This is a genomic window from Mycobacterium sp. pW045 (assembly GCF_041287085.1).
Lineage (GTDB): Bacteria > Actinomycetota > Actinomycetes > Mycobacteriales > Mycobacteriaceae > Mycobacterium > Mycobacterium algericum_A.
In genome coordinates this window covers 121,904-145,613 of the sequence record NZ_JBGGKU010000010.1, presented here as the reverse complement: position 1 = coordinate 145,613, position 23,710 = coordinate 121,904, and the positions used below count along the sequence as shown (strand labels likewise).

Below are 23,710 nucleotides of genomic sequence, written 5' to 3'. Positions count from 1 at the left end.
CCGAGTAGCCAAGCTAACTATATAAGTGGATTCAGTCAATCCGTTTTTTTGTTGCGCGCATTACACTTGGCCGGTGTGAGCGCGAGTAACACAACGGGCCGCCCGCTGCGCAAGGACGCCGAGCGCAATCGCAAGCGGGTCCTGGAGGCCGCCCGAGATCTGTTTGCCCGCAAGGGGCTCGAGCCCAACCTCAATGACGTCGCACACCACGCGGGCGTGGGAGTCGGCACCGTGTACCGCAGGTTCGCCACCAAGGAGGAACTATTCGAGGCGATCTTCGCCGACGGTCTCCATCAGCTGGCCGACTTGGCGGAATCGGCTCTGCGCCAACCAGACCCATGGCAAGGGTTCGTATGGTACGTCGAGCAGATGTGTCAGCTCACCGCGACCGACCGCGGATTGCGGGAGATCGCCTTCAGCAAGACCTATGGCGGCGATCGGGTGACCGCCGCCCAGGAGCGGCTTGTCCCGATCCTGAAACGGCTCGTGGAGCGCGCGCGGGCCGACGGCCGGCTGCGTCCCGAACTGTCCGATACCGACATGCCCATCTTCGGGCTGCTGGCCGGCACGGTCAGCGAGTTCGCCGGCCACGTCGACGCCGACCTGTGGCGGCGCTATGTGGCCCTACTCCTCGACGGGATGCGTTACCGCACTGACCAATTGCCGCTATCGGTGGCCGCGCTGGACGACGACGGCGTCGACGCCGCGATGCGGACCTGGGAACCAGCCGGCCCCGGTGCCGACCGTCTCAGCGGTCATCCCGACCGCGATTGAACGTGCCGCCGACGGCTACAGCATCGCGTTGCTGATCTTGTCGCTGTCCTTGCCGATGGTCTTGCAGTAGGCGCTGACCGCCACCCGCGTCGCGGACAACTCCATGTTGGACGGCTCGTTGCCGTTCTTGTCCTTGAGCATCTTGGAGACTTCCGAGCGCTGCTTCTCGTCGTCGTGGCTGTTGAACTCCTGACAGGTGGTGTCGCCGCCCTTGTTGACGACTTTGCTGACCTCCGAGCAGCCACCGAGCAGGAATGCCGCGCCGGCCAGGAGTGCGCCGACGGAAAGAGTCCAATTTTTCACAGCGCCACTCCTTCTGGTTTCGGTTCGCGCAAGCGCGAGCCTACGGCAGCAACGCCTTCTTGAGTACCTTTCCCATTGCGTTGCGCGGCAGCGCATCCACCATCCGCACCTCGCGCGGGCGTTTGTGGGCCGACAGTTGTTGCCCGACGTAGTTGATCAGCTCGTCGGAGGTCGCGGTGTGGTCTGGGGCGGCGACGACGAACGCGACGATGCGCTGGCCCAGATCCTCGTCGGGCAGTCCGACGACGGCCACCTCGGCCACCGCGGGATGACCGAGCAGCGCGGTCTCGATCTCGCCGGCCCCGACCCGGAAGCCGCCGGTCTTGATCAGGTCCACCGATTCGCGGCCGACGATCCGGTGCATCCCTTCGGCGTCGATGACCGCGACATCCCCGGTGCGGTACCAGCCGTCGGCGTCGAAGGCCGCCGCGGTCGCCTCGGGCAGGTTGAGGTAGCCATCGAACAAGGTCGGTCCACGCACCGCCAGTCGCCCGATGGTCGCCCCGTCGTGGGGGACCGGCTCGCCGTCCTCGCCGATGAGCCTGGTCTGCACCCCCTGCAACGGCAACCCCACCCAGCCGGGTCTGCGTTCGCCGTCAACCCGGGTGCTCACCGTGATCAGCGATTCGGTGCTGCCGTAACGCTCGATGGGCTGGTGGCCGGTCCTGGCGACGAGCGCGTCGAACACCGGAACCGGCAGCGCCGCACTGCCCGAGACCAGCAGCCGGGCCGGCCGCAGCGCTTCGGCGGCACCGGCATCGGCCACCACCCGCGACCACACGGTGGGCACCCCGAAATACAGCGTGCCGCCCAGCTCAGTGCAGCTTTGCGCATAGGCCTGCGGCGTCGGCTTGCCGGTGTGCACGAAGCGGTTGCCGACCCGCAGTGAGCCCAGCAGTCCCAGCACCAGGCCGTGCACGTGATACATCGGCAGGCCGTGGACCAACACATCCTCGGGGCTCCACTGCCAAGCCTGGGCCAGCGCGTCCAGGTCCGCTGCCAGCGCCCGCCGACTCAACTGCACACCCTTGGGCGGGCCGGTGGTGCCGGAGGTGTAGATGACCAGCGCGGCGTCGCATGCACCCGCCGGTTCGGGGGGCGGCTGAGCCGATCCGGCGCCGCGCCGTACCGGCACATGCGGCAGGCCGGCGAGTTCGGTGGGCCGCTCCCCCAGCCAGGCTTGCGCGTTCGAGTCACGCAGGATGTGGGCACGTTCGGCGACGCCGACGTCGGCTGGGACCGGGACCACCGGCAACCCGGCGAGCAGACAACCGGCGACTGCGAGCACCGTCGACGCCGTCGGGGTGGCCAGCACCGCCACCCGCCCCGCCCCGCCGAGGTCTTCGAGCGCCGCCGCCGCCGCAGCGCGCAGATCGGCCCGGCTCAGCGTGGTGTTGTCGATGCGTACCGCATCGGCGATATCGTCGACGTGGGTATCCAGCGAGGTCAGCAACACCCAGGGGACGTTACCGGTTGCCTGCCCGGCCGGCGTTGGCCGCTTTGCCGGCCCACCAGCCACCGTTGTAGCTGGTATCAATGAGCTTGTTCCATTAAATTTATGGTGACCGGATCACGAGAGGCACACCGATGCACGACCAGTCCAAACAGCGGCGCGGGGCCAATCGCACCCGGCGGTTGCCGCGCAACCAGCAGCGGGAACGGGTGCTGCGACTGGTCACCAGCGCCACCGGCGCGGTGGATGCCTCCGAGATCGCCACCCAGATGGGCTTACACGTCACCACCGTGCGGTTCCACCTCGACGCACTGTGTGAGGACGGCTCGGTCGCGCGCACCCGGATCAAGCGGGACGGCGTCGGGCGCCCCCGCACCGGCTACGTCGCGGTGCGCGACCGGCTGGATTACCGGGGTCTGGCCGAGATCCTCGCGATGGAACTCGGCGACACCGCCGCCGAGCGCCGGCAGCGCGCCGAACGAGCCGGCCGGCGCTGGGCCGGCAGGATCATGGCCCAGGACGTCTCCGAAGGCTCCGCTGACGGCGTCCGGAACGGCACACCGGCCCTCGACGACCGCACCGGCCGAATCGCCGACACCTTCGAGCGAATGGGGTTCGGCCCGGAGATCACCGCGCCGGCCGCCGTCGGCGACGGCCACCGCGAGTGCGCGATCCGGCTGCACGCCTGCCCGGTCCGCGACCTGGCGCGCTCCCATCCCGAAGTCAGCTGCGCCATGCACCTCGGTCTGCTGCGCGGACTGCTCAGCACCGATGCGGACGGCGGCGAAAACACTGCGCTGCACGCCGAGTTGGATCCGTTCGTCGAGCCGGAGTTGTGCATCGCCAGGGTGATCGGTCGCTGACCGGACCCGGACCGATCCCGCCCACCGGCTGCCATCGGCACGATCAGTCGCGCGATCCCAGCGGCTCGGCGACCTGACGGCGCCCGATGTGCAGCTCGTCGCGGAGCCGCGGCACCATGTGCGGGTAGTGCAGTTCGAATGCCGGCCGCTCCGAACGGATCCGGGGCAGTTCGGTGAAGTTGTGCCGCGGCGGCGGGCAACTGGTCGCCCACTCCAGCGAGTTGCCGTAGCCCCACGGATCGTCGACGGTCACGACCTCGCCGTAGCGCCAACTGCGGAACACGTTCCACAGGAACGGCAGCATCGATGCCGCCAGGATGAATGCCCCGACGGTGGAGACGATGTTGAACGGCTGGAACCCGTCGGTGGACAGGTAATCGGCGTAACGGCGCGGCATCCCCATGTTGCCCAGCCAGTGCTGCACCAGGAACGCGGTGTGGAAGCCGATGAACGTCAGCCAGAAGTGCAGTCTGCCCAGCCGCTCATCGAGCAGTCGTCCGGTCATCTTCGGGAACCAGAAGTAGATCCCGGCGAAAGTCGAGAACACGATGGTGCCGAACAGCACGTAGTGAAAGTGTGCCACCACGAAATAGGTGTCGTGGACGTGGAAATCCAGCGGCGGACTGGCCAGCATCACCCCGGTCAGCCCGCCGGCCAGGAACGTCACCGCGAACCCGAGCGAGAACAGCATCGGTGTCTCGAACGTCATCTGGCCCCGCCACATCGTGCCGATCCAGTTGAAGAACTTGATGCCCGTCGGCACCGCGATCATGAAGCTCATGAACGCGAAGAACGGCAACAGGACTGCGCCGGTGGCGAACATGTGGTGCGCCCACACCGCCGTCGACAGGCCGGCGATGCTCATGGTCGCGTACACCATCTGGCTATAGCCGAACACCGGCTTGCGGGCGAACACCGGGAAGATCTCGGTGACGATGCCGAAGAACGGCAACGCAACGATGTACACCTCGGGGTGGCCGAAGTACCAGAACAGGTGTTGCCATAGCAGCTCGCCGCCGTTGGCGGAGTCGTAGATGTGCCCGCCCAGGTGCCGGTCGACGGCCAGGCCGAGCAGGGCCGCGGTCAGCAGCGGGAAGACGATCAGCACCATGATCGAGGTGATCAGCACGTTCCAGGTGAAGATCGGCATCCGGAACATCGTCATCCCGGGGGCGCGCATGCAGACCACGGTGGTGATCATGTTCACCGCGCTCAGGATGGTGCCCAATCCGGAGACCGCCAGCCCCATGATCCACAGGTCGGCCCCGGCGCCGGGGGCATGGACGACGCCGCTCAGCGGCGCGTAAGCGGTCCAGCCGAAATCCGCGGCACCGCCCGGCGTCAGGAACCCGGCGACGACGATCAGCGCGCCGAACAGATACAGCCAGTAGCTGAAGGCGTTGAGCCGTGGGAAGGCCACGTCCGGCGCCCCGATCTGCAACGGCAGCACCAGGTTGGCGAAGCCGAACACGATCGGGGTGGCATACAGCAGCAACATGATGGTGCCGTGCATGGTGAACAGCTGGTTGTATTGCTCGTTGGACAGAAACTGCAGGCCCGGCGCGGCCAACTCGGTGCGCATCAGCAGGGCCATCAGACCGGCGATCAAAAAGAAGCTGAACGTGGTCACCATGTACAAGATGCCGATCAGCTTGTGGTCGGTGGTGGCGATCACCCGGTAGACCAGCGCCCCGCGGGGCCCGACCCTGGGCGGATACGGGCGCAGCGGCAACAGTTGCTTGCCGGGAATGCTCGTCAGGCTCATGCGGCACCCCGACTGACCACATCTGCCATCGGCACGCCTCCCGCCGAAGTCGTAGCCCCGTCGACAGCGCGTGCCGGCCAGACCAGCGGATATAACGACCTATGGTACGGGAAATCAGCGCGACGCGTCGGCCGCTAACCCTGGCCGCTCACCCGGACGCATAGGCGACCGCGACCTTCCCGGCCAGCCGGGCATTGGCCAGCACCAGCGCGACATTGGTCGCGACCGACGCGCCGCGAGTGCCGCGGTGGAAGTGATCGAGCAGGAAGGGGGTGACGTCTTTGCCGCGTACCCCGGCCGCCTCGGCGGCGGTCAACCCGTCGGCGAGCACCCGGTCGTGCAGCGCGCGATCCAGTTCGGCATCGGCGTCGACCGGATTGGCCAGAATCAGCCCGTAGCCCTCGGTGCGCAACCCGGCGCGGGCACGCAACACCGCGGCGACCTGCGCCGGGGTGTGCACCTGCCAGTCGATCGGGAACCCGGAGTCGGCGAGATAGAAGGCGGGGAACCGGTCGGTGCGGTATCCGATCACGCCCACCCCCAGGGTCTCCAGGCGCTCCAGCGTCGCACCGATGTCCAGGATCGATTTGACGCCCGAACACACCACCAGCACCGGTGTGCGCGACAGCGTCGTCAAATCCGCGGACTCGTCGAAGTTCGCGCGCGCCCCGCGGTGTACCCCGCCCAGTCCGCCGGTGGCGAACACCACGATGCCCGCCGCCGCGGCCAGATGCGCGGTCGAGGCGACCGTGGTCGCGCCGTCGCCACCGGCGGCGGCCAGCATCGCTAAGTCGCGGACGCTGGCCTTGACCGCCCTACCGGCGGTGGCGAGGTGGTGCAGCGCTTCGCCGTCGAGCCCGATCTGCGCTCGGCCACCGAGGACGGCGATGGTGGCCGGTACCGCTCCTGTCGAGCGCACCGCCTGCTCGATCTCACGGGCGACGCGCAGGTTGTCCGGGCGGGGCAGGCCATGCGTGATGATCGTGCTCTCCAGCGCCACCACGGCGCGACCAGCGGCCAGCGCATCGGCGACTTCGGGATGGATGCGCACCGTCTCACCTTATGGCGACCGGCTGCCGCTTCGCGCCCGCCGATCCTGTCGGAGCAGGCTGCTAACGTCCGCGCCAGCACATCAAGACTCCGGAGGTGCCGTGGTCGACCAGCGACGCAGGTGGCTGGGCTACGCCGTGGTCGCGGCGGCCCTGCTGATCGGCACGTCGGCCGCCCCCGCGCCGGCCGACCCGGTGGTGGCCGGCGGCTCGGCCGCACTGGCCAAGCTCGACGCGCTGCCGATCAAGGGCCGTGCCGCCAAGACCGGCTATGACCGCGCGCTGTTCGGGCAAGCCTGGAGCGATGACGTCACGGTGCCGGGCGGACACAACGGCTGCGACACCCGCAACGACATCCTGCGCCGCGACCTGGTCGACATCGAGATCAAGCCGGGCACCAACGATTGCGTGGTGCTCTCCGGGGTTCTCCACGATCCCTACACCGGTACCGCGATCGCCTTTCAGCGCGGCCGTGGCACCTCCCGGGCGGTGCAGATCGACCACGTCGTGGCGTTGTCGGACGCCTGGCAGAAGGGCGCCCAACAGTGGGACGAGCCGACTCGCCGCAACTTCGCCAACGACCCGCTGAACCTGCAGGCCACCAGCGGCCCGATCAACTATCAGAAAGGTGACGGTGACGCCGCAACCTGGTTGCCGCCCAACAAGTCCTACCGCTGCGAGTACGTCTCGCGCATCGTGGAGGTGAAGTCCGGCTACGGGCTGTGGGTCACCCAGGCAGAACATGATGCGATCGCGCGCATCCTGACCGGCGACTGCGGCGCGCCCGCCGACCAGCAAGCCCCACCGGAGAGTGAACCCACGACCGAGCAGCCTCCGGCCGAACCGGTGCCGTTCGTCGGCTCGACCGACGGCCTGCCGGTGTATTTCCCGAACTGCGCCGCCGCCCGGGCCGCCGGCGTCGCGCCGATCCTGGCCGGCCAGCCCGGCTATCGGCCCGGACTGGACGGCGACGGCGACGGCATCGCCTGCGAGTAGCCTGCCGCACCTGTCACCCGGCGGAGAACGGGCGCGCCATCACCTTGGGCGCAAATCCATACCGGGGACCGACTCCCCTGCCGCCGGCCCCGGCACCGGCCAGCGGCATCCCGCCCAGCAGATTTCCCGAACCCTCCACATCCGGGCTGATGGCGGAGACGGTGCTGATCGGAATCGGCGGGACCGCGCCCGCTGGCGGGCCGACCCCGGCCCAGCCGGCCGGCACCGACAGGCGCCCGGCCGCCGCGGCATTGCCCAACGCGGCTGCCACCGGCGCTCCGCCACCGATCGGGGCCGCCAAGCCGGCGGCAGGCAGCGCCGCGGGCAACGCTCCCGCGGCCGCCTTGGCGCCGTCCCCGGCAGCCTTTGCCGCCGAGGCAGCCGGCGCCAGTGCCTTGGACAACGAGACCCCGCTGTTGACCGCACCCGTGGAGAAGTGCGCTATCGCGATGCTGCTTTGCGCCGGGGCGACATAGGACGTCCACGGCGCGAGCAGGTTGGCTATCGGACTTTCGGGGGTGTACTTCAGGCCCACCATGGCGTAGAGATCGCCCAGCATGTCATCTAACGGTGACGTCGACGCACCCGCTGCACCGGCCGCCGACGAGGCCGGTGAGGTCAAGCTCGCCAATGCCAACTGGACCGCGGAAACCAGTTGCGAGGACGGTGAATTGCCGGTGGTGGTCTGGTCCGGACCGCTGAACGGCGCCACCTGCGACGCCGATGCCGACTCACCGGCGTACTGGTACATGGCGGCGGCATCACGCGCCCACATCTCGCCGTAGTCGGCCTCGGTCACCGCGATCGCCGGGGTGTTCTGTCCCAGAACGTTTGTCGACAACAGCGACGACAGCTGGATGCGGTTGGCGTCGACATCGGCAGGATGCACCGTGGCCGCCACGGCAGAGTCGTAGGCCGCGCCGGCCTCCCGGGCCCGCGTTGCGGCCAGCTCGGCCCGCGCCGCGGTGGCATTCATCCACTCCACGTATGGCGCGACCGCTTGCGCCATCGAGGCCGATGACGGCCCAAGCCAATCCTCGCCGGCCAGGCGCGTCACGATCGCCTCGTAACCGGCGGCAGCCGAGGTCAGTTCGGCGGCCAGCCTGCTCCAGGCCGACGCGGCAGCGATCAGCGGCGACGAGCCTGCCCCGGAATAGATTCGCGCCGAGTTGACCTCCGGCGGCAGCGCCCCGAAATCCATTGTCGTGAGCTAACTTGCCGCAGCGGCGTTGACCGCCTCGGTTGCCGCATACGACTCGGAGCTGAGCGCCAATGTCCGCACGAATGCCTCGTGGATAGCGGCGGCTTGAGCACTGACCTCTTGGTATGCCTGTGCGTGAGCGGAGAACAGCGCCGCTGTCAACGCCGACACCTCGTCGGCCGCCGCCGGCGGCAACACCGTGGTCGGTCCGGCGGCTGCCATGTTCTGTGCCGTTACCACCGATCCGATGCCCCGCAGTTCACTGGCAGCGCTGGTCAATGCTTCCGGCTGGGTGTTGACGAACGACATCTGTCACCTCCTGATCATTGTCTGCGCCATGGCACTTCACGAATCTCGCTGATTGTGAGACTAGGAGATTCTTCGAGCGTGCTGTTACCGGCGCTGGGCCACGCAACCACCGCACCGCGGCGTCGTTCGCACGCAGCCGGGCATTCACCTTCGGCCCGCGGGTGTCAGTCAAGCGCCCTGACCACCGCAAACGCCGCCCGAAGACCGAAACGCATCGGCCGTTGATCACCGCTCGGTTTGCGGTGTGAGAAAAAGAATCCCGCCGCGGTTAAACTCTCGTATCGGCCGACGTCGGATTCGGCTACAGCGCAACGCAAGTGGGCCAGGCGGCGACGCCGGAAGAGACCGGTCGGTCAGCCACCGGCCGGATGGCGCGTCAATACGCTGTACCGGAAGCCGTATCGGTTGACGTAGCCGTCGCTGCGGCGAGCGGCACCCCCGCCGCTGATCGGTATCCCCCGCAATATCCCCCGAGGCTGGCTCTCGACGGACGAGGCGGCGGCAGCGGGCGGCGGCAGGGGCTGCAGAGTCGTCTCGGTGACGGCGCCGGACCAACTGGGGGGCACCGACAACCGGCCGACGGCGCCTGCTCGTCCGAAACTCGCTGCGGGCACTCCGCCGGCGCCGGCCGTCACCGGCGGGATCGGCCCACTGGGCGCCGGCGGCGCAGCGGTGGCGCTGGAGGCGGGCGGCAAGATCCCCTTGGCGATGTTCATGATGTTCGTCGGGGTCGAGGCCAGTCGCTGGACGATCTGCACGGTGCTGGTGGAGCTTTTCAGTATCTGCGGCAGGTTCGCTTTGAGGTCCTCCCCTACCGCATACTGCGACGGCGATGTGGCGAGGTGCTGCAGCCATTGCCGGATGGTCTCTACCAGATCGTTCGAGACGTGCTGTTGGGCAGCCGATCCCACGGCTCGTGTCACCGCGTCCCGCTGGCGTTCCTCGCCGCCCGCGGCAGTGGTCTCCGGTGGCGTCTGGAAGGGTGTCACCATCGCGGCGACCCGCGACGCCGCCGCGTAGCCGTACATCGCCACGGCGTCCTGTGCCCACATCTCGGCGTAGCGCGCCTCAGTGGCCGCGATCGCGGGGCTGTGCTGCCCCAGCAGATTCGTCGCCACGAGCAGGGCCAGCAGGCCGCGATTGGCCGCGACCTCGCTCGGGGGGATCGTTGCCGCGTAGGCGATCTCATACGCGCCCGCAGCGGCACGGGTGTAGTCGGCGGCCCGCTCGGCTTCGGTGGCGGTCGCGGCCATCCACGACACGTAGGGGCCTACCGCTGTCAGCATCGCCGTCGCGGACGGCCCCCACCACGAGGCCTCGACGATCCGGGAGATCAGCGATCGGTAGAGCTCGGCCGCCGAATTCAGTTCGTTCCCGACAGCGCTCCACGCGGTCGCCGCCGCCAGCAACGGCGCCGATCCGGCTCCGGAATACATTCGCGCGGAATTGATTTCCGGCGGAAATGCTCCGAAGTCCATCACCACAACCCTTCGCGCATATCGGCGGACCGATCCCCGTCATCCCTCGGCTTTTCATGGGCAACGGAGCTCATCTTTGGCAGAGCCCTGGGTCGCCGTCCACGGCCCGGCGGTTTGAGGCGAGGCTAGACGACGACCGCGCACCTCCCGCCGGCCGGCGACGGCGTTCGCCCGGCGACACCCCGGCGGATGCCCGTTCGCGACCGAGGTCTGCGTCGGCCACGCGGCGAGCCTGTTGTACGGCTTCCAGCTGCGGCAATGCTCGTTGTGGCGGCAGCTCGCGGGCCAGGCTCGTCCGCGGCGACATGCCGGCCCCGAGCGGCTGGACGCAGATAGAATCTCGCAGCCGCTAAACCCGGGTGACCGGAGCGACGCGCTGGTCGGTAGTGCGGCCTAGCGGTCCGGATCGAGCCGGTCGACCGCCGCGGCGATGCGCTCGTCGGGGGCGGTCAGCGCCACCCGGACGTGCTCGGCGCCGGACGGCCCGTAGAACTCGCCGGGCGCGACGAGGATGCCGCGCTCGGCCAGCCATCCGAGGGTCTGTCGGCAGGCTTCGCCGCGGGTGGCCCACAGGTACAGCCCGCCCTGGGAGTGGTCGACGGTGAATCCCGCCGCACGCAGCCCCGGCAGCAACAGCTCACGGCGGCGCGCATACCGGTCGCGCTGCTGGTGTTCGTGCTCGTCGTCGTCGAGGGCGGCAGCCATCGCCGCCTGCACCGGGGTCGGGACCATCATCCCGGCGTGTTTGCGCACCGCGAGCAGTTCGGCCACCACCGCAGCGTCGCCCGCGACGAATCCGGCCCGGTAGCCGGCCAGCGACGACGTTTTCGACAACGAGTGCACCGCCAGCAGGCCGGTGTGGTCGCCGTCGCACACCTGCGGGTGCAGCACCGACCGCGGTGCCGGGTCGTCCCAGCCCAGCCCCAGATAGCACTCGTCGGAGACCAGCAGCACCCCGTTCTGCCGGGCCCAGCCGACCAGGGCGCGCAGCTCACCGGCGGTCAGGATGGCTCCGGTCGGGTTGCTCGGCGAGTTCAGGTACACCAGGGCCGGGGGCGCGCCGTCGAGGTGCTGCGGCGCGTCACTGCGCACCCACGATGCTCCGGCGAGCCGGGCCCCCACCTCGTAGGTGGGATACGCCAATTCGGGTACCACCACCACGTCGTCGCCGCCGAGCGCGAGCAGGGTCGGCAGCCAGGCGATGAGCTCCTTGGTGCCGATCACCGGCAGTACCGCCGACTCCGCGACGCCGGTGATGCCGTAGCGGCGGGCCAGCGCCGCGACCGCCGAGGCCCGCAGGGCCGGTGTGCCGGCGGTGGTCGGATATCCCGGCGCCGAGGAGGCCGCCGCCAACGCGTCGCGAATGACCGGGGCGACCGGGTCGACGGGGGTGCCGACCGACAAGTCGACGATGCCGTCAGGGTGGGCCTTGGCCAGCGCCGTCACATCGGCGAGCGTGTCCCAGGGGAAAGTCGGCAGCGCGGCCGATCTGCCGCCATACACGGGACTCACGGGGCTGCGGCGGGGCGGCGGGGCGGCGGCGGATTCATCGGTTCCTGATAGTAGCCGCGGCGGGACGGCGCGCCGCCGACCAGCACAACCGTAGCTATGCACGCAGTTGCACTGCAACTAGTTGCATAGCTGGCGCCGGCTGCCTATGCTCGCCGTCGTGGCCCTTCCCCACGCGATCCTGGTGTCGCTATCCGAGCAGGCCGGCTCCGGTTATGAACTCGCCAACCGATTCGATCGTTCGATCGGCTACTTCTGGAGCGCCACCCACCAGCAGATCTATCGCACGCTGCGCAGCATGGAAGCCGACGGCTGGGTGGCCGCCACCGAGGTCGCCCAACGCGGCCGCCCGGACAAGAAGGTCTACACCGTCGCCGAGGCCGGCCGTCACGAGTTGGCACGTTGGCTCGCCGCGCCGCTCGCCGGTCGCGGCAGCTCGATCGTGGACAACCGGCTGCGTGAGCTGGCGGTCAAGATCCGCGGCGCCGGCTATGGCGACGCCGCCGCGGTGCGCGAGCAGGCCGTCACGTTGCGCGCCGAGCGTTCCGCGCGCCTCGAGGTCTACCGCGCCCTGGAGAAGAAGCAGTTCCCGGACCCCGGCTCGCTGTCGGGGGCCGCGCTGCACCAGTACCTGGTGTTGCGCGGCGGCATCCGGGCCGAGGAAAGCGCCATCGACTGGCTCGACGAGGTGAAGGCGGCACTGTGACGACGCGATCCAGCAATCCCTACCCGATGCTGTTGTCCCCGTTGGATCTCGGGTTCACCACCCTGGACAACCGGGTGGTGATGGGTTCGATGCACACCGGCCTGGAGGACCGGGCCGCCGACATCGGCAAGCTGGCCGAGTACTTCGCCGAACGCGCCCGCGGCGGCGTGGGATTGATCATCACCGGCGGCTACGCCCCGAACCGGACCGGCTGGCTGCTGCCGTTCGCCTCGGCGATGGTCAGCTCCGCCGATGCCCGCCGACACCGCCGCGTCACCGACGCCGTCCACGACGCGGGCGGCAAGATCCTGCTCCAGGTGCTGCACGCGGGACGCTATGCCTACCATCCGTTTTCGGTCAGCGCCTCGGCGATCAAGGCACCGATCAACCCGTTCCGGCCGCGCGCACTCTCGTCGCGGGGAGTCGACTCGACCATCGACGACTTCGCCCGGGCGGCCGAGCTGGCCCGCGAGGCCGGCTATGACGGTGTCGAGATCATGGGCAGCGAAGGGTATCTGCTGAACCAATTCCTGGCGCCGCGCACCAATAACCGCACCGATGACTACGGCGGGACCGCCGCCAACCGGCGCCGCTTCCCGGTGCAGGTGGTCGCGCGTAGTCGTGCGGCGGTGGGTTCCGACTTCATCATCTGCTACCGGATGTCGCTGGCCGACTACGTCGAGGAGGGGCAGAGCTGGGACGAGGTCCTCGCGCTGGCGACCGAGGTCGAGGACGCCGGGGCCACCATGATCAACTCCGGCTTCGGCTGGCACGAGGCCCGGGTGCCGACCATCGTCACGTCGGTCCCCAACAGCGCGTTCGTCGACATCTCCCACGCGGTGGCCGATCACGTCACGATCCCGGTGGTGGCGTCCAACCGGATCAACATGCCGCAGGCCGGCGAACAGATCCTCGCCGAGACCTCGGTCCAGCTGATATCGATGGCCCGCCCGATGCTGGCCGACCCCGACTGGGTGCGCAAGGCCGCAGCCGGCCGGGCCGACGAGATCAACACCTGCATCGCCTGCAACCAGGCCTGCCTGGACCATGCCTTCATGCACAAGAAGGTCTCGTGCCTGGTCAATCCGCGGGCCGGCCATGAGACCACGCTGGTCCTGCGCCCCGCACGGCGCCGCCGGCGCATCGCGGTCGTCGGCGCCGGGCCGGCCGGGCTGTCGGCGGCGGTGACGACTGCCGAACGCGGCCACGAAGTGACGCTGTTCGAGGCCAACGAGTTCATCGGCGGCCAATTCGACCTGGCCAAGCGGATACCCGGCAAGGAGGAGTTCGCCGGGACGATCCGCTACTACACCACGATGCTCGACAAGTATGCGGTGACCGTGCGATTGGGTAGTCGCGCGAATGTCGAGGAATTGACCGATTTCGACGAGGTGATCCTGGCCACCGGCGTGAAGCCGCGAATCCCGCAGATTCCCGGTATCGAGCATCCGATGGTGCTGTCGTATGCCGACGCGATCAACGGCCGGCCGGTGGGCGAGGCGGTGGCGGTGATCGGCGCCGGCGGAATCGGATTCGACGTCAGCGAATTCCTGGTCGTGCCGAACCCGGAGTCCTCGCCGACACTGAACCTCAAAGAGTGGCGGGCCGAATGGGGCGCCGCCGACCCGTGGGACGCCCGGGGGGCGGTGATGCCACCGGATCCGGCACCGCCGGCCCGGCAGGTGTACCTGTTGGCACGGACGGCGGGCGCACAAGGCCGCAACCTCGGCAAGACCAGCGGATGGGTACACCGGGCATCGCTGAAAGCCAAAGGCGTCCAACAGCTTTCCGGGGTGAACTATGAGCGCATCGATGACGACGGCTTGCACATCAGCTACGGCCGCAAAAGGTCGCGCCCGCGGCTACTGGCGGTTGACAACGTGGTGATCTGCGCCGGGCAGGAATCGGTGCGCGACCTCGAGGGCGGCTTGCGGCAACACGGGATGCGCCCGCACGTCATCGGCGGGGCCGCGCTGGCGACCGAGCTGGACGCCAAGCGGGCGATCAAACAGGGCACCGAGCTGGCCGCGCGCCTGTAGTCCACCCGCCGGCGACCGTGCGTAAATCCGGCTGTCAGCCCGGCGTGTCGGCCGGGGACGCGCACGCTCGCGGGTGGGTGGTGCCCCCAGCTCGCGGGTGGGTGGTGCCCCCAGCTCCCGGGTGGAGGGGCGCGTAGTCGGTGGTGCGCTGGCGGGCCGGGCGGCCGATGCCCTCGGCGATGCCCACCAGTTCGGCGATGGTCTTGGCCGAGCCGTGCTCGGAGCCCGCCATCCGGGAAATGGTCTCCTCCATCAGGGTGCCGCCCAGATCGTTGGCGCCGCCGTTGAGCATCACCTGGGTGCGCTCCACCCCCAGCTTGACCCAGCTGGTCTGGATGTTGGGGATGCGCCCGTGCAGCATGATCCGGGCCAACGCGTGCACCGCACGGTTGTCGCGGTGACTCGGGCCGGGCCGCGCGCCGCCGGCCAGGTACAGCGGCGAGCTCTGATGCACGAACGGCAGCGGCACGAACTCGGTGAATCCGCCGGTGCGGTCCTGAATGTCGCGCAGCACCCGCAAGTGCCCGATCCAATGGCGCGGCGAATCGATGTGGCCGTACATCATCGTCGAACTCGACCGCAACCCGACCTCGTGCGCGGTGGTGACGACCTCGACCCACATCGAGGTCGGCAACTTGCCCTTGGTCAGCACCCAGCGGATCTCGTCGTCGAGAATCTCCGCGGCGGTGCCCGGGATGCTGCCCAAGCCGGCCTCGCGCAGGCTGGTGAGCCACTCCCGAATACTCAAGCCGCTCTTGGACACCCCGTTGGTGATCTCCATCGGCGAGAAGGCGTGCACGTGCATCGACGGCACCCGCTCCTTGACCGCCCGCACCAGATCGGCATAACCGGTGACGGGCAGCTCCGGGTCGATCCCGCCCTGCATGCAGACCTCGGTGGCGCCGGCCAGGTGCGCCTCGTAGGCGCGTTGGCCGACCTCGGCATTCGACAGCGAGAAGGCGTCGGCATCGCCCTTGCGCTGGGCGAACGCGCAGAACCGGCAGCCGACATAACAGATGTTGGTGAAGTTGATATTGCGGTTGACCACATAGGTGACGTCATCGCCGACAACCTCGCGCCGCAATGAATCAGCCAGGGCGGCAACGGCTTCCAGTGCCGGACCGTCCGCGGTGGCCAGCGCCAGATACTCGGCGTCGGTGCAGCCGGCCGGATCGCGTTCGGCTGAGCGCAACGCGGCCAGCACATCGGTGTCGACGCGTTCGGGGGCGCGGGCGGCCAGTTGGTGGATCTGTTCGCGGATCGACTCCCAGTCCCCGAAGGCGCTACCCAGATCACTGCGTGTCTCGGTGGCGCGGCCGTCGACGTCGATGGCGGTGTGCAGGTCCACCCGGCCGGCGGAGACCACCTCGTCGGGTTCCTGCCAGGCCAGCCCGACCGGGTTGACGTCGCGCGCCCACCCGGTGTCCGGGTCAGCCAGCGCCGCGACGTGCGGGCGCACCCTCGGGTCGATCCACGCCGCACCGGCCTGCACGTAATCGGGCTGCGCGGTGAGCCGCTGTACCAGGTCGTAGCCGGCCTGCTCGGTGACGGCGGCCAGCTCGTCCAGCGCCGGCCAGGGCCGCTCTGGGTTGACATGATCGGGGGTCAGCGGCGACACCCCGCCCCAATCGTCGACCCCGGCGCCGATCAGCGCCAGACACTCCTGGGTCGAGACCAGGTTGGGCGGCGCCTGCACCCGCATCTTCGGGCCCAGCACCAGTCTTGCCGCCGCCACGGTGGCCAGGAATTCCTCGAAGCCGGCGTCCGGCGTCGACGCCATCGCGGTGTGCTCTTTGGCCCGGAAGTTCTGCACGATCACTTCTTGGATGTGGCCGAACTCTTTGTGCACCTTGCGGATCGCGTGCACGGTGTCGGCGCGTTCGGCCAGCGTCTCGCCGATGCCGACCAGCAGGCCGGTGGTGAACGGGATCGAGAGGCGGCCCGCATCGGCCAGGGTGCGCAGCCGTACCGCCGGATCCTTGTCGGGGCTGCCGTAGTGTGCCTGACCCTTGGTCTCGAACAGCCGCCGCGAGGTGCTCTCCAGCATCATGCCCATGGACGGTGCCACCGGCTTGAGCCGCGACATCTCCGACCAGCTCATCACCCCGGGATTCAGGTGCGGCAGCAGGCCGGTCTCCTCCAGCACCCGGATCGCCATGGCTCGCACGTAGGCCAGCGTGCTGTCATAGCCCCGCTCGTCGAGCCACTGCCGCGCTTCGGGCCAGCGCTCCTCGGGCCGGTCCCCGAGGGTGAACAGCGCTTCCTTGCACCCCATTTGGGAGCCTCGGCGGGCGATCTCGAGAATCTCGTCGGGCCCCAGATACATCTGCTTGCCCTGCGCCCGCAGCACGCCGGGGACGGTGACGAAAGTGCAGTAATGGCAGGTGTCCCGGCACAGGTGCGTGACCGGGATGAACACCTTGCGCGAGTAGCTGACCGGCAGCCTGCCACCCGGCCCGCGCCGGCCGCCCGAGACCAGGCCGGCGTCGCGGACCCGGGCCGCACTGGCGCACAGGTCAGCCAGATCGGGACCGCGGGCACTCATCGCGATAGCGGTTTCCTCGACGTTGAGGAGCACACCGTCGCGGGCCCGCCGCAGGACTCGCCGCAGCGCCGACGGGTTCGTCATCCGCGCCGCACCCGCACCCGGAATCTCGCGCATGCCATATGCGCCACAGTAGTCGCCGCCCCAACCGGCCCGACGAGCGCAGGGCGCGCCCGCCCGGTCCTCAGGGTTCGCCGGCCGGCCGGCCAGCCGACAGCTGCAGGCGACGCCGCCACAACAGCCACCCCGGCGGGGCGCTGCCCAGCACGATCATCAACAGCACGCCGTAGGCCATCACGCCGCGGTCGGCGAAGATCAGGTCATCGCCCGGCCCGCCGAGGGTCATCAGCGCGATCGTCAGCAACCAGGTCCACAGCGGCAGCGCGGCCAGCCGCAGCGAGGACGTGCAGCGCAGGGCGACCCACAGCAGACCCGCATTGACGAAGCCGCCCACCAGTGCGCTGAGCGGAAACGGAACCGCGCCGATGTGCGCGGGCAGCAGCAGGGCGGTGGAAACGGCGCAGAGCACGCCGTCGACGGCCAGCAGGGCCAGCACCGAGTAGTCGACGGCCCGACGACCCGGCGGATCGGTGTTCATCGCGGGCTCGGTGAGCGTCGCGATCGGGCTCAAGTCGGGATGCTGTCCAGCTGGCTGACCAACGAACCGACCATCCACTGATAGCTGTCCAGCCACCACTGCCAGTGCTCCAAGTTCGGGTCCAGATCGGGATCCATGCCTACGCCCTAACGTGTCGGGTACTTGCTCAGCAGGAGCTTACCGCCTGCCCGGTGCCGGCGAGCCCGAGTCCGGCCAGCAGATCGGTCTCCCATCCCCGGCCATCGCGCGGGCCGGCGCTGCCGGCGGCCAGCACGTAGTGCTCACTGTCCAAGATGGGCTGAGCCACGTTGTTGGACAACGCGAACGCCCGGCCGGTGGGGCCGACGGCCACCTGGGTGGCGTGCGCCGCCATGGCCGCCAGCTTGGCGGCGCGCGATCCGGGGGCCTCGATGACGGCGTCGATCCGGTCGTCGGGGAACTCCCCGACCATGCCTTGCGTGTCGCCTTCATCCGGCAACGTCCAGTGCGGCAGCCGGTCGGGGTCCCGCAGGGCCCGCCGGGCGTCGCGCCAGGCGCTGGCGGCGGTCACCGTCCAGTAGAACTTCGGCGTGGCCCAGGCCCGGCCCGGGCCGGCGTCATCGGCGGCCGCGGCCGCCACCGCCGCGGTGGTGACACGGTGGGCGTGTACATGGTCGGGATGGCCGTAACCGCCGTACGGGTCGTAGCCGACCACGACATGCGGCCGCACCCGCTGGATGACAGCCACCAGCGCCGGCACGGTCTCCGCATCGGCGGCGTCGATGAATCGCTGCTGTCGCCGGGGCGGAGTGCCGGCCATCCCCGAGTCGCGCCAGCGCCCCGCACCGCCGAGAAACTGCGGATCTCCGATCCCGAGTTCCCGTAATGCGGTGGCGAGCTCGCCGATCCGGTAGCCGCCCAGCTGGTCGGCGTGATCCACCCCCAGGTGTGCCCAGCGGTCGCCGATGACCTCACCTTCTTCGCCGAGCGTGCAGGTCACCACATGCACATCGGCGCCGCGCGCGGCGTAGTGGGCGATGGTCGCGCCGGTGGTGAGTGTCTCGTCGTCGGGATGGGCATGCACGAACAGCAACCGTGGGGTCTGATCCGACACAGCCCGAACTCTACCGATCGGTCGAAGGACGCCCGGCTATCAGAAGAGGCTGAGCAGGAAGCTCGCCAGGTAACTCGGAATGTCGAGGTCGGCCAGCAGCAACGCGAGGTTGTCGTGCAGCACCGCCGAGACCACGTCCGGGCTGAAGGAGGCCAGCAGCGCATCCCAGTCGGCTCCGAACGCTGCGCTGCCGGCGTCGAAATCGCCGAACAGGCTGTTGTGCAGGGCGTCCCCGCTGAGATCGATGCCGAGCAGACTGTTCAGCGCGTGCTCGTTCTGGGCGATGATCGAGTTGTTGGCCAAGAAGATGAAGTGGGCGATCTCGCTGGCCGCGCTGCCGTCGTCCAATTGCCCGACCACACCCAACTGTGCCTCCACCAGGGCGTTGTTGAACGCCAATTCGGCGCTCGCAATGCCGGTGAGCAGCGACTGGTAGGCGGCCGGAAGGCCGTTGAGCGCCAGGGCGATGCCGGCGAAGGCGCTGGCAGCCGCGCTGCTGGCGGCTGTCTCGGTTCCGGTGAACGCGCTGACCGACGGGACGCCGAGGACACCGAGGTCGGGGCCGAACGGCACGGTGCCCATCACACTCTGCGCGTCGAATCCCCCGCTTTCGCCGAGCACGGCGTCCAGGGCGCTTTGGTCCAGGTCGCCGGCATTGAACGGCGAGCCGTCCCCGAGTTCACCGTCGCCGTTACCGGTGAGCAGGTCGCCGAGGTTGATCTGCTGTATCTCGTCGGTGCCGCCGCTGCCGGCCGTGTCCGGGCGGACGTGGTTCTCGATGGTTTCGATGATCGAGTTCGTGTCGACGTTCGCCGCGGCCATGTCGATGTCATGAATCTGCACGTCGGGCAGGGAGGGCGTCGTCGACGTCAGTGCTGTGACGAGCCCGCCTACCGCGATGGCTGCAGTCGCTACTGTGGCGCACCGGCGAGCGAGGTGTTCCATATGACCATCCCCTCCACGTGTCGGCGTGCAAGCTGCTTAATAATAACCAAGGATTATCTGTGCGCAAGCCCTCAGTTCGCTCGACTTCGACGGCCGACGCAGCCCCTTCCCACCCCGCTGGCCGCCTGCTTGCAAAGACCCTAACTCCGGACGGCTGATTTCGAACCCCCCGCGGAACCCACTCTCAGCAAACCGCAAGTATCTGCTTCAGCCTGATCTTCAGGCCGGCACCGCCGCGCTCGATGCCGCCAACGCGTCAGGGCCGCTTCACCCAGGTTCCGGCGTCACCGACGATCCCGACCGGCACCGCCCCCGTCAGGCTGACGTTCGCCACGCTCGGACCCACGGCCACGATCGTGGTGTCCTGCAAGATCGGCAGCACCGTCGCCATGCTCCACAGCCGGGGTTCGACGGCCGAGATCACCTCACTGATGGTCTTGCCGCCGTCGAGCGCCGCGTCGATCTCGGTCTGGATGCCGTGGTCGCAGACGCCGGTAATGTTCGACGGGGCCTGCACCAACGCGCCCGATCCGGCGGGGCGCGGCGGGGCCTGCGACGTCGGCGTCGGCGATCCCGTGACCGGTGGCGACGATGGCGCGGGAACCGGAGCGGGGGCCGGGCCGCTGGACGTCGGTACGGTGGTGGACTCCAGCGCGATGCAGCCGTATCGGGATGCCAGCAGCGTCGCCAGATCGCCCCCGGCCTGCTGCCAGCCGACGATGGCATCGACCTGATGGGTCACCAGCGCCTCCCGGTAGAGCTTCACCGGGTCCAGCGGCAATACGGTCGCGGCGATGCCGACGTTGCGCAGTTGGTCCGCGGCGGTGTTGGCGACCGCCACCGAGGTCGGATCGTTGGCCGCCACGCCGATGACCAGTGACAGTTGTTCGCCGTCCTTGCTGATCCGCCCGCGGGTGACCTCGGGCGGATGCGGCGGGGCGGGCTCTGCGCCCGCCGGGGGGACCAGCGCGGACGGCGGCGCATCCTTCTCGACGCGGTAACCAGCCGTCTGCAGCATCGCGAGCGCCGCCGAATCGGACATGGCCGGTGGCGCGGTCGGCACATAGCCAGGGTCGCTCGGAGCGCGGATCTGGGCCTGCGCCAGGGTGACGGTGTTGTCGCTGCCGGCACCCACGGTGGCCAGCAACCCAACATCGAGCAGTCCCAGGAGCGCCCGGCGGACCCGAACATCGGCCAGCTTGGGTTGTCCGGCCCGCAACGCCAACTGCATTACCCGCGGTGTGACCACCCGCGAGGTCTGCACGCCCGGGATCACCGACAGTTGGGCGAAGGCTGCCGAACCGCCGTGCACCTGGGCCACCTGGGTGTCGCCGTTGCGGATGGAGTCCGCCAGCGCGGCCGGCGACCCGGCCCGGCGGAACAGCACCAGGTCCGGCTTGGCCGGCGGGCCCCAGTAGCGGTCGTTTCGGGCGAGCAGGATCGCGTCGCGCTGCGGATCGATGTTCTCCACCCGGAATTGGCCGCCGGTGACCGGCAGCGCCCGGGCCAGCCCGGCCGGGAAGCCGCCGGGCACGTCCTTGACGATGTGCGCGGGCAGGATGTTGCTGAACAGTTCCCGCCACGCCGGGTACGGCTTGGCGAAGGTGACCACCACCTGTTTGCCACCCTCGACGGAGTGCACCCCGGTGATCAGGTCATAACCGGCCGGGTCGACGACGCCCGGCTGGCTCACCATCTGCTGCCACAGGTACCAGAAGTCGTCGGCGGCGATGGGTGCGTTGTCGGTCCACGACGCCTCGGGCCGAATCCGGTAGGTCACCGTGAACGGCGCCTCGGCGGTCACCGCGGCCGACACCAGCAGGGTCGGATCCATCTCCCAGCGTGAACCGGTCGGCGTGCCGGCGTCCGGGATCGGCCGGAAGGCGCTGGGTAACACCAGCGCGCTGATGGCCGCGGTGACCGCTGACAGGTCGGAGCGAAGATGCGGGTTGAAGCCAGCGCCGATCGAGTCGATGCCCATGATGATCTGGCTGATCCGTTTCGGCGGAGGCGCCGTGCTCTTCGGCGTCTCGGTGCTCTGCGGCGCCGGCGGCGGGTTGACGGTGCATGCCGCCGCGAGCTGCGTCAACACCAGTAGCATCACCGAAGCCAGTGCTCCCGCCATCACACGGGGACAGCGGAGCGGCTTCGGCACGGCCACCAGGGTATCCGGGCGGCCCAAATCTATAGGTTCTTGGCCCGGGCGCGGCTGCGTGCCCGCAACGTCGAATCCAGTTCGACCTTGCGCACCCGCACCACCTCGGGAGTGACCTCGACACACTCGTCGACCGCGCAGAACTCCATCGCCTGCTCCAGGTCCAGCTCGATCGGTCGGGCCAACGTCTCCATCACGTCCGCGGTCGACGACCGCATGTTGGTCAGCTTTTTCTCTTTGGTGACGTTGATGTCCAGATCCTCGGCCCGAGGATTGATCCCGACCACCATGCCCTGGTAGGTCTCCTGGCCCGGCTCCACGAAGAACTGGCCGCGGTCGGCCAGCTGAATCAGCGCGAACGGCGTGATCGAGCCGGAACGGTCGCTCACCAGTGAGCCGGTGTGGCGGGCCCGGATCTCGCCGGCCCACGGCTGGTAGCCGTCGAAGACCGCGTTGGCGATACCGGTGCCGCGGGTCTCGGTGAGAAAATCGGTGCGCCAGCCGATCAGGCCGCGGCTGGGGATGATGAACTCCATCCGCACCCAACCGGTGGTGTGGTTGGCCATCTCGGTCATCCGGCCCTTGCGTGCGGCCGCCAGCTGGGTGATGGCGCCGACATACTCCTCGGGGCAGTCGACGGTCAGGTGCTCGAACGGTTCGTGCACCTTGCCGTCGATCTTCTTGGTCACCACCTGCGGCTTGCCGACGGTCAGCTCGAAGCCCTCCCGGCGCATCTGCTCGACCAGGATCGCCAGCGCCAGCTCGCCGCGACCCTGCACCTCCCAGGCGTCGGGGCGCCCGATGTCCACCACCCGCACCGAGACGTTGCCGATCAGCTCGGTGTCCAGCCGGGTCTTGACCATGCGCGCGGTCAGCTTGTGCCCGGAGACCTTGCCCGCCAGCGGGGAGGTGTTGGTGCCGATCGTCACCGAGATCGCCGGCTCGTCGACGGTGATGCGCGGCAAGGCGACCGGGTCGGCTGGGTCCGCCAGGGTGTCGCCGATCATGATCTCGCCGATCCCGGCGACCGCGACGATGTCCCCGGCGCAGGCCTCCTCGGTCGGGGTGCGCTCCACCCCCTCGGTGACCAGCAACTCGGTGATCTTGGCGGTGGTGGTCACCGGCTCACCGTCGACCTCGCGCAGCCAGGCGACCTGCTGGCCCTTGCGGATCCGGCCGTTGGCGACGCGGATCAGCGCGAGCCGTCCCAGGAAGGCCGAGGCGTCGAGGTTGGTGACCAGTGCCTGCAACGGCGCGTCCGGGTCGCCCGACGGCGGCGGCACGTGCTCGAGCAGCACGTCGAACAGTGGGTCGAGGTTCTCCCCGTCGGGGACAGCGCCGTCGGCGGGTGCGGTGGTGCTGGCCACCCCGGCACGCCCCGAGGCGTACAGCGTCGGCAATCCCAGCGCATGTTCGGCGGCGGCCTGCGCCTCGTCGTCCAGATCACTGGCCACATCGAGCAACAGGTCGTGGCTAGCCTCGACCACCTCGGCGATTCGGGCGTCGGGACGGTCGGTCTTGTTGACCACCAGGATCACCGGCAGATGCGCGGTCAGCGCCTTGCGCAGCACAAACCTGGTCTGCGGCAGCGGCCCCTCGGAGGCGTCGACCAGCAGGACCACCCCGTCGACCATGGACAGCCCGCGCTCCACCTCGCCACCGAAGTCGGCGTGGCCCGGCGTGTCGATCACGTTGATTACGGTGACGGTCCCGTCGGCGTGGTGGCGGTGCACGGCCGTGTTCTTGGCCAGGATGGTGATGCCTTTTTCGCGCTCCAGGTCTCCGGAGTCCATCACCCGCTCTTTGGCGTCATCGCCACGTTCGGCCAGGGCGCCGGACTGGCGCAGCATCGCGTCGACCAGCGTGGTCTTGCCGTGGTCTACGTGCGCGACGATGGCGACGTTACGAAAGTTCACCGGGCGATTCTGC

19 protein-coding genes are annotated in these 23,710 nt (G+C 69.2%); 5 read left to right on the top strand and 14 right to left on the bottom strand.

Annotated features, from left to right (window positions below):
* Positions 1 to 66 precede the first annotated feature (66 nt).
* Positions 67 to 774, top strand: coding sequence for a TetR/AcrR family transcriptional regulator (locus ACAG20_RS16800; protein ID WP_370493379.1), 708 nt, complete (start codon positions 67 to 69; stop codon positions 772 to 774).
* A 15-nt stretch (positions 775 to 789) separates the two neighbouring features.
* Here the strand turns inward: ACAG20_RS16800 and ACAG20_RS16795 are convergent, their stop codons facing one another.
* A complete protein-coding gene (locus ACAG20_RS16795) occupies positions 790 to 1,077 on the bottom strand; it encodes a hypothetical protein (protein WP_112684670.1) in 288 nt (95 codons plus the stop codon).
* A gap of 40 nt (positions 1,078 to 1,117) precedes the next feature.
* The gene (locus tag ACAG20_RS16790) at positions 1,118 to 2,533 is read right to left on the bottom strand and encodes an acyl-CoA synthetase (RefSeq protein ID WP_370493378.1); all 1,416 of its coding nucleotides are present in this window, start codon (positions 2,531 to 2,533) and stop codon (positions 1,118 to 1,120) included.
* 131 nt (positions 2,534 to 2,664) lie between these two features.
* On the opposite strand from ACAG20_RS16790, the gene ACAG20_RS16785 reads away from it, so the two are divergent.
* Complete coding sequence (locus ACAG20_RS16785) at positions 2,665 to 3,393, top strand: helix-turn-helix transcriptional regulator (RefSeq protein WP_370493377.1); 729 nt, start codon at positions 2,665 to 2,667, stop codon at positions 3,391 to 3,393.
* Positions 3,394 to 3,436: 43 nt separating this feature from the next.
* Here the strand turns inward: ACAG20_RS16785 and ctaD are convergent, their stop codons facing one another.
* Entirely contained in the window at positions 3,437 to 5,158 is a 1,722-nt protein-coding gene (gene ctaD / locus ACAG20_RS16780) for a cytochrome c oxidase subunit I (protein ID WP_370493376.1), read from the bottom strand.
* A gap of 148 nt (positions 5,159 to 5,306) precedes the next feature.
* The gene (locus ACAG20_RS16775) at positions 5,307 to 6,209 is read right to left on the bottom strand and encodes a pseudouridine-5'-phosphate glycosidase (protein ID WP_370493375.1); all 903 of its coding nucleotides are present in this window, start codon (positions 6,207 to 6,209) and stop codon (positions 5,307 to 5,309) included.
* Positions 6,210 to 6,309: 100 nt separating this feature from the next.
* Here ACAG20_RS16775 and ACAG20_RS16770 point away from each other — a divergent pair, with 100 nt between their 5' ends.
* Positions 6,310 to 7,203, top strand: a complete 894-nt coding sequence (locus ACAG20_RS16770) for a DUF1524 domain-containing protein (RefSeq protein ID WP_370493374.1) — start codon at positions 6,310 to 6,312, stop codon at positions 7,201 to 7,203.
* Between the two features lie 13 nt (positions 7,204 to 7,216).
* Here ACAG20_RS16770 and ACAG20_RS16765 read toward each other — a convergent pair whose 3' ends face one another.
* From ACAG20_RS16765 to dapC, 4 genes are all read right to left on the bottom strand, one after another.
* Entirely contained in the window at positions 7,217 to 8,404 is a 1,188-nt protein-coding gene (locus tag ACAG20_RS16765; RefSeq protein ID WP_370493373.1) for a PPE family protein, read from the bottom strand.
* A gap of 9 nt (positions 8,405 to 8,413) precedes the next feature.
* Positions 8,414 to 8,713, bottom strand: coding sequence for a PE family protein (locus ACAG20_RS16760; RefSeq protein ID WP_112684690.1), 300 nt, complete (start codon positions 8,711 to 8,713; stop codon positions 8,414 to 8,416).
* A 353-nt stretch (positions 8,714 to 9,066) separates the two neighbouring features.
* Positions 9,067 to 10,191, bottom strand: coding sequence for a PPE family protein (locus ACAG20_RS16755; protein WP_370493372.1), 1,125 nt, complete (start codon positions 10,189 to 10,191; stop codon positions 9,067 to 9,069).
* A gap of 393 nt (positions 10,192 to 10,584) precedes the next feature.
* The gene (dapC, locus tag ACAG20_RS16750; protein ID WP_370493412.1) at positions 10,585 to 11,694 is read right to left on the bottom strand and encodes a succinyldiaminopimelate transaminase; all 1,110 of its coding nucleotides are present in this window, start codon (positions 11,692 to 11,694) and stop codon (positions 10,585 to 10,587) included.
* Positions 11,695 to 11,860: 166 nt separating this feature from the next.
* Between dapC and ACAG20_RS16745 the strand changes: the two genes are divergently transcribed.
* Both ACAG20_RS16745 and ACAG20_RS16740 read left to right on the top strand, forming a co-directional pair.
* Positions 11,861 to 12,406 (top strand): PadR family transcriptional regulator, encoded by a 546-nt coding sequence (locus ACAG20_RS16745; protein ID WP_112684723.1) that lies wholly within the window; start codon positions 11,861 to 11,863, stop codon positions 12,404 to 12,406.
* A 26-nt stretch (positions 12,407 to 12,432) separates the two neighbouring features.
* Complete coding sequence (locus tag ACAG20_RS16740; RefSeq protein WP_370493411.1) at positions 12,433 to 14,445, top strand: FAD-dependent oxidoreductase; 2,013 nt, start codon at positions 12,433 to 12,435, stop codon at positions 14,443 to 14,445.
* Positions 14,446 to 14,479: 34 nt separating this feature from the next.
* On the opposite strand, the gene ACAG20_RS16735 is transcribed toward ACAG20_RS16740, so the two are convergent.
* The 6 genes from ACAG20_RS16735 to typA all read right to left on the bottom strand — a co-directional run bounded on the left by ACAG20_RS16735 (position 14,480) and on the right by typA (position 23,697).
* A complete protein-coding gene (locus ACAG20_RS16735) occupies positions 14,480 to 17,107 on the bottom strand; it encodes a bifunctional FO biosynthesis protein CofGH (RefSeq protein ID WP_370493371.1) in 2,628 nt (875 codons plus the stop codon).
* Between the two features lie 67 nt (positions 17,108 to 17,174).
* Positions 17,175 to 17,588: a hypothetical protein gene (locus tag ACAG20_RS16730; RefSeq protein ID WP_205868829.1), complete on the bottom strand. Its 414-nt coding sequence runs from the start codon at positions 17,586 to 17,588 to the stop codon at positions 17,175 to 17,177.
* A 166-nt stretch (positions 17,589 to 17,754) separates the two neighbouring features.
* A complete protein-coding gene (mshB, locus tag ACAG20_RS16725; RefSeq protein ID WP_112684698.1) occupies positions 17,755 to 18,681 on the bottom strand; it encodes an N-acetyl-1-D-myo-inositol-2-amino-2-deoxy-alpha-D-glucopyranoside deacetylase in 927 nt (308 codons plus the stop codon).
* Between the two features lie 39 nt (positions 18,682 to 18,720).
* Complete coding sequence (locus ACAG20_RS16720; protein WP_112684700.1) at positions 18,721 to 19,524, bottom strand: hypothetical protein; 804 nt, start codon at positions 19,522 to 19,524, stop codon at positions 18,721 to 18,723.
* A gap of 358 nt (positions 19,525 to 19,882) precedes the next feature.
* Entirely contained in the window at positions 19,883 to 21,751 is a 1,869-nt protein-coding gene (locus ACAG20_RS16715) for an ABC transporter family substrate-binding protein (protein ID WP_370493410.1), read from the bottom strand.
* Positions 21,752 to 21,810: 59 nt separating this feature from the next.
* On the bottom strand, positions 21,811 to 23,697 hold the full coding sequence (typA, locus tag ACAG20_RS16710; protein ID WP_112684703.1) for a translational GTPase TypA: 1,887 nt from the start codon (positions 23,695 to 23,697) through the stop codon (positions 21,811 to 21,813).
* Positions 23,698 to 23,710: the final 13 nt, after the last annotated feature.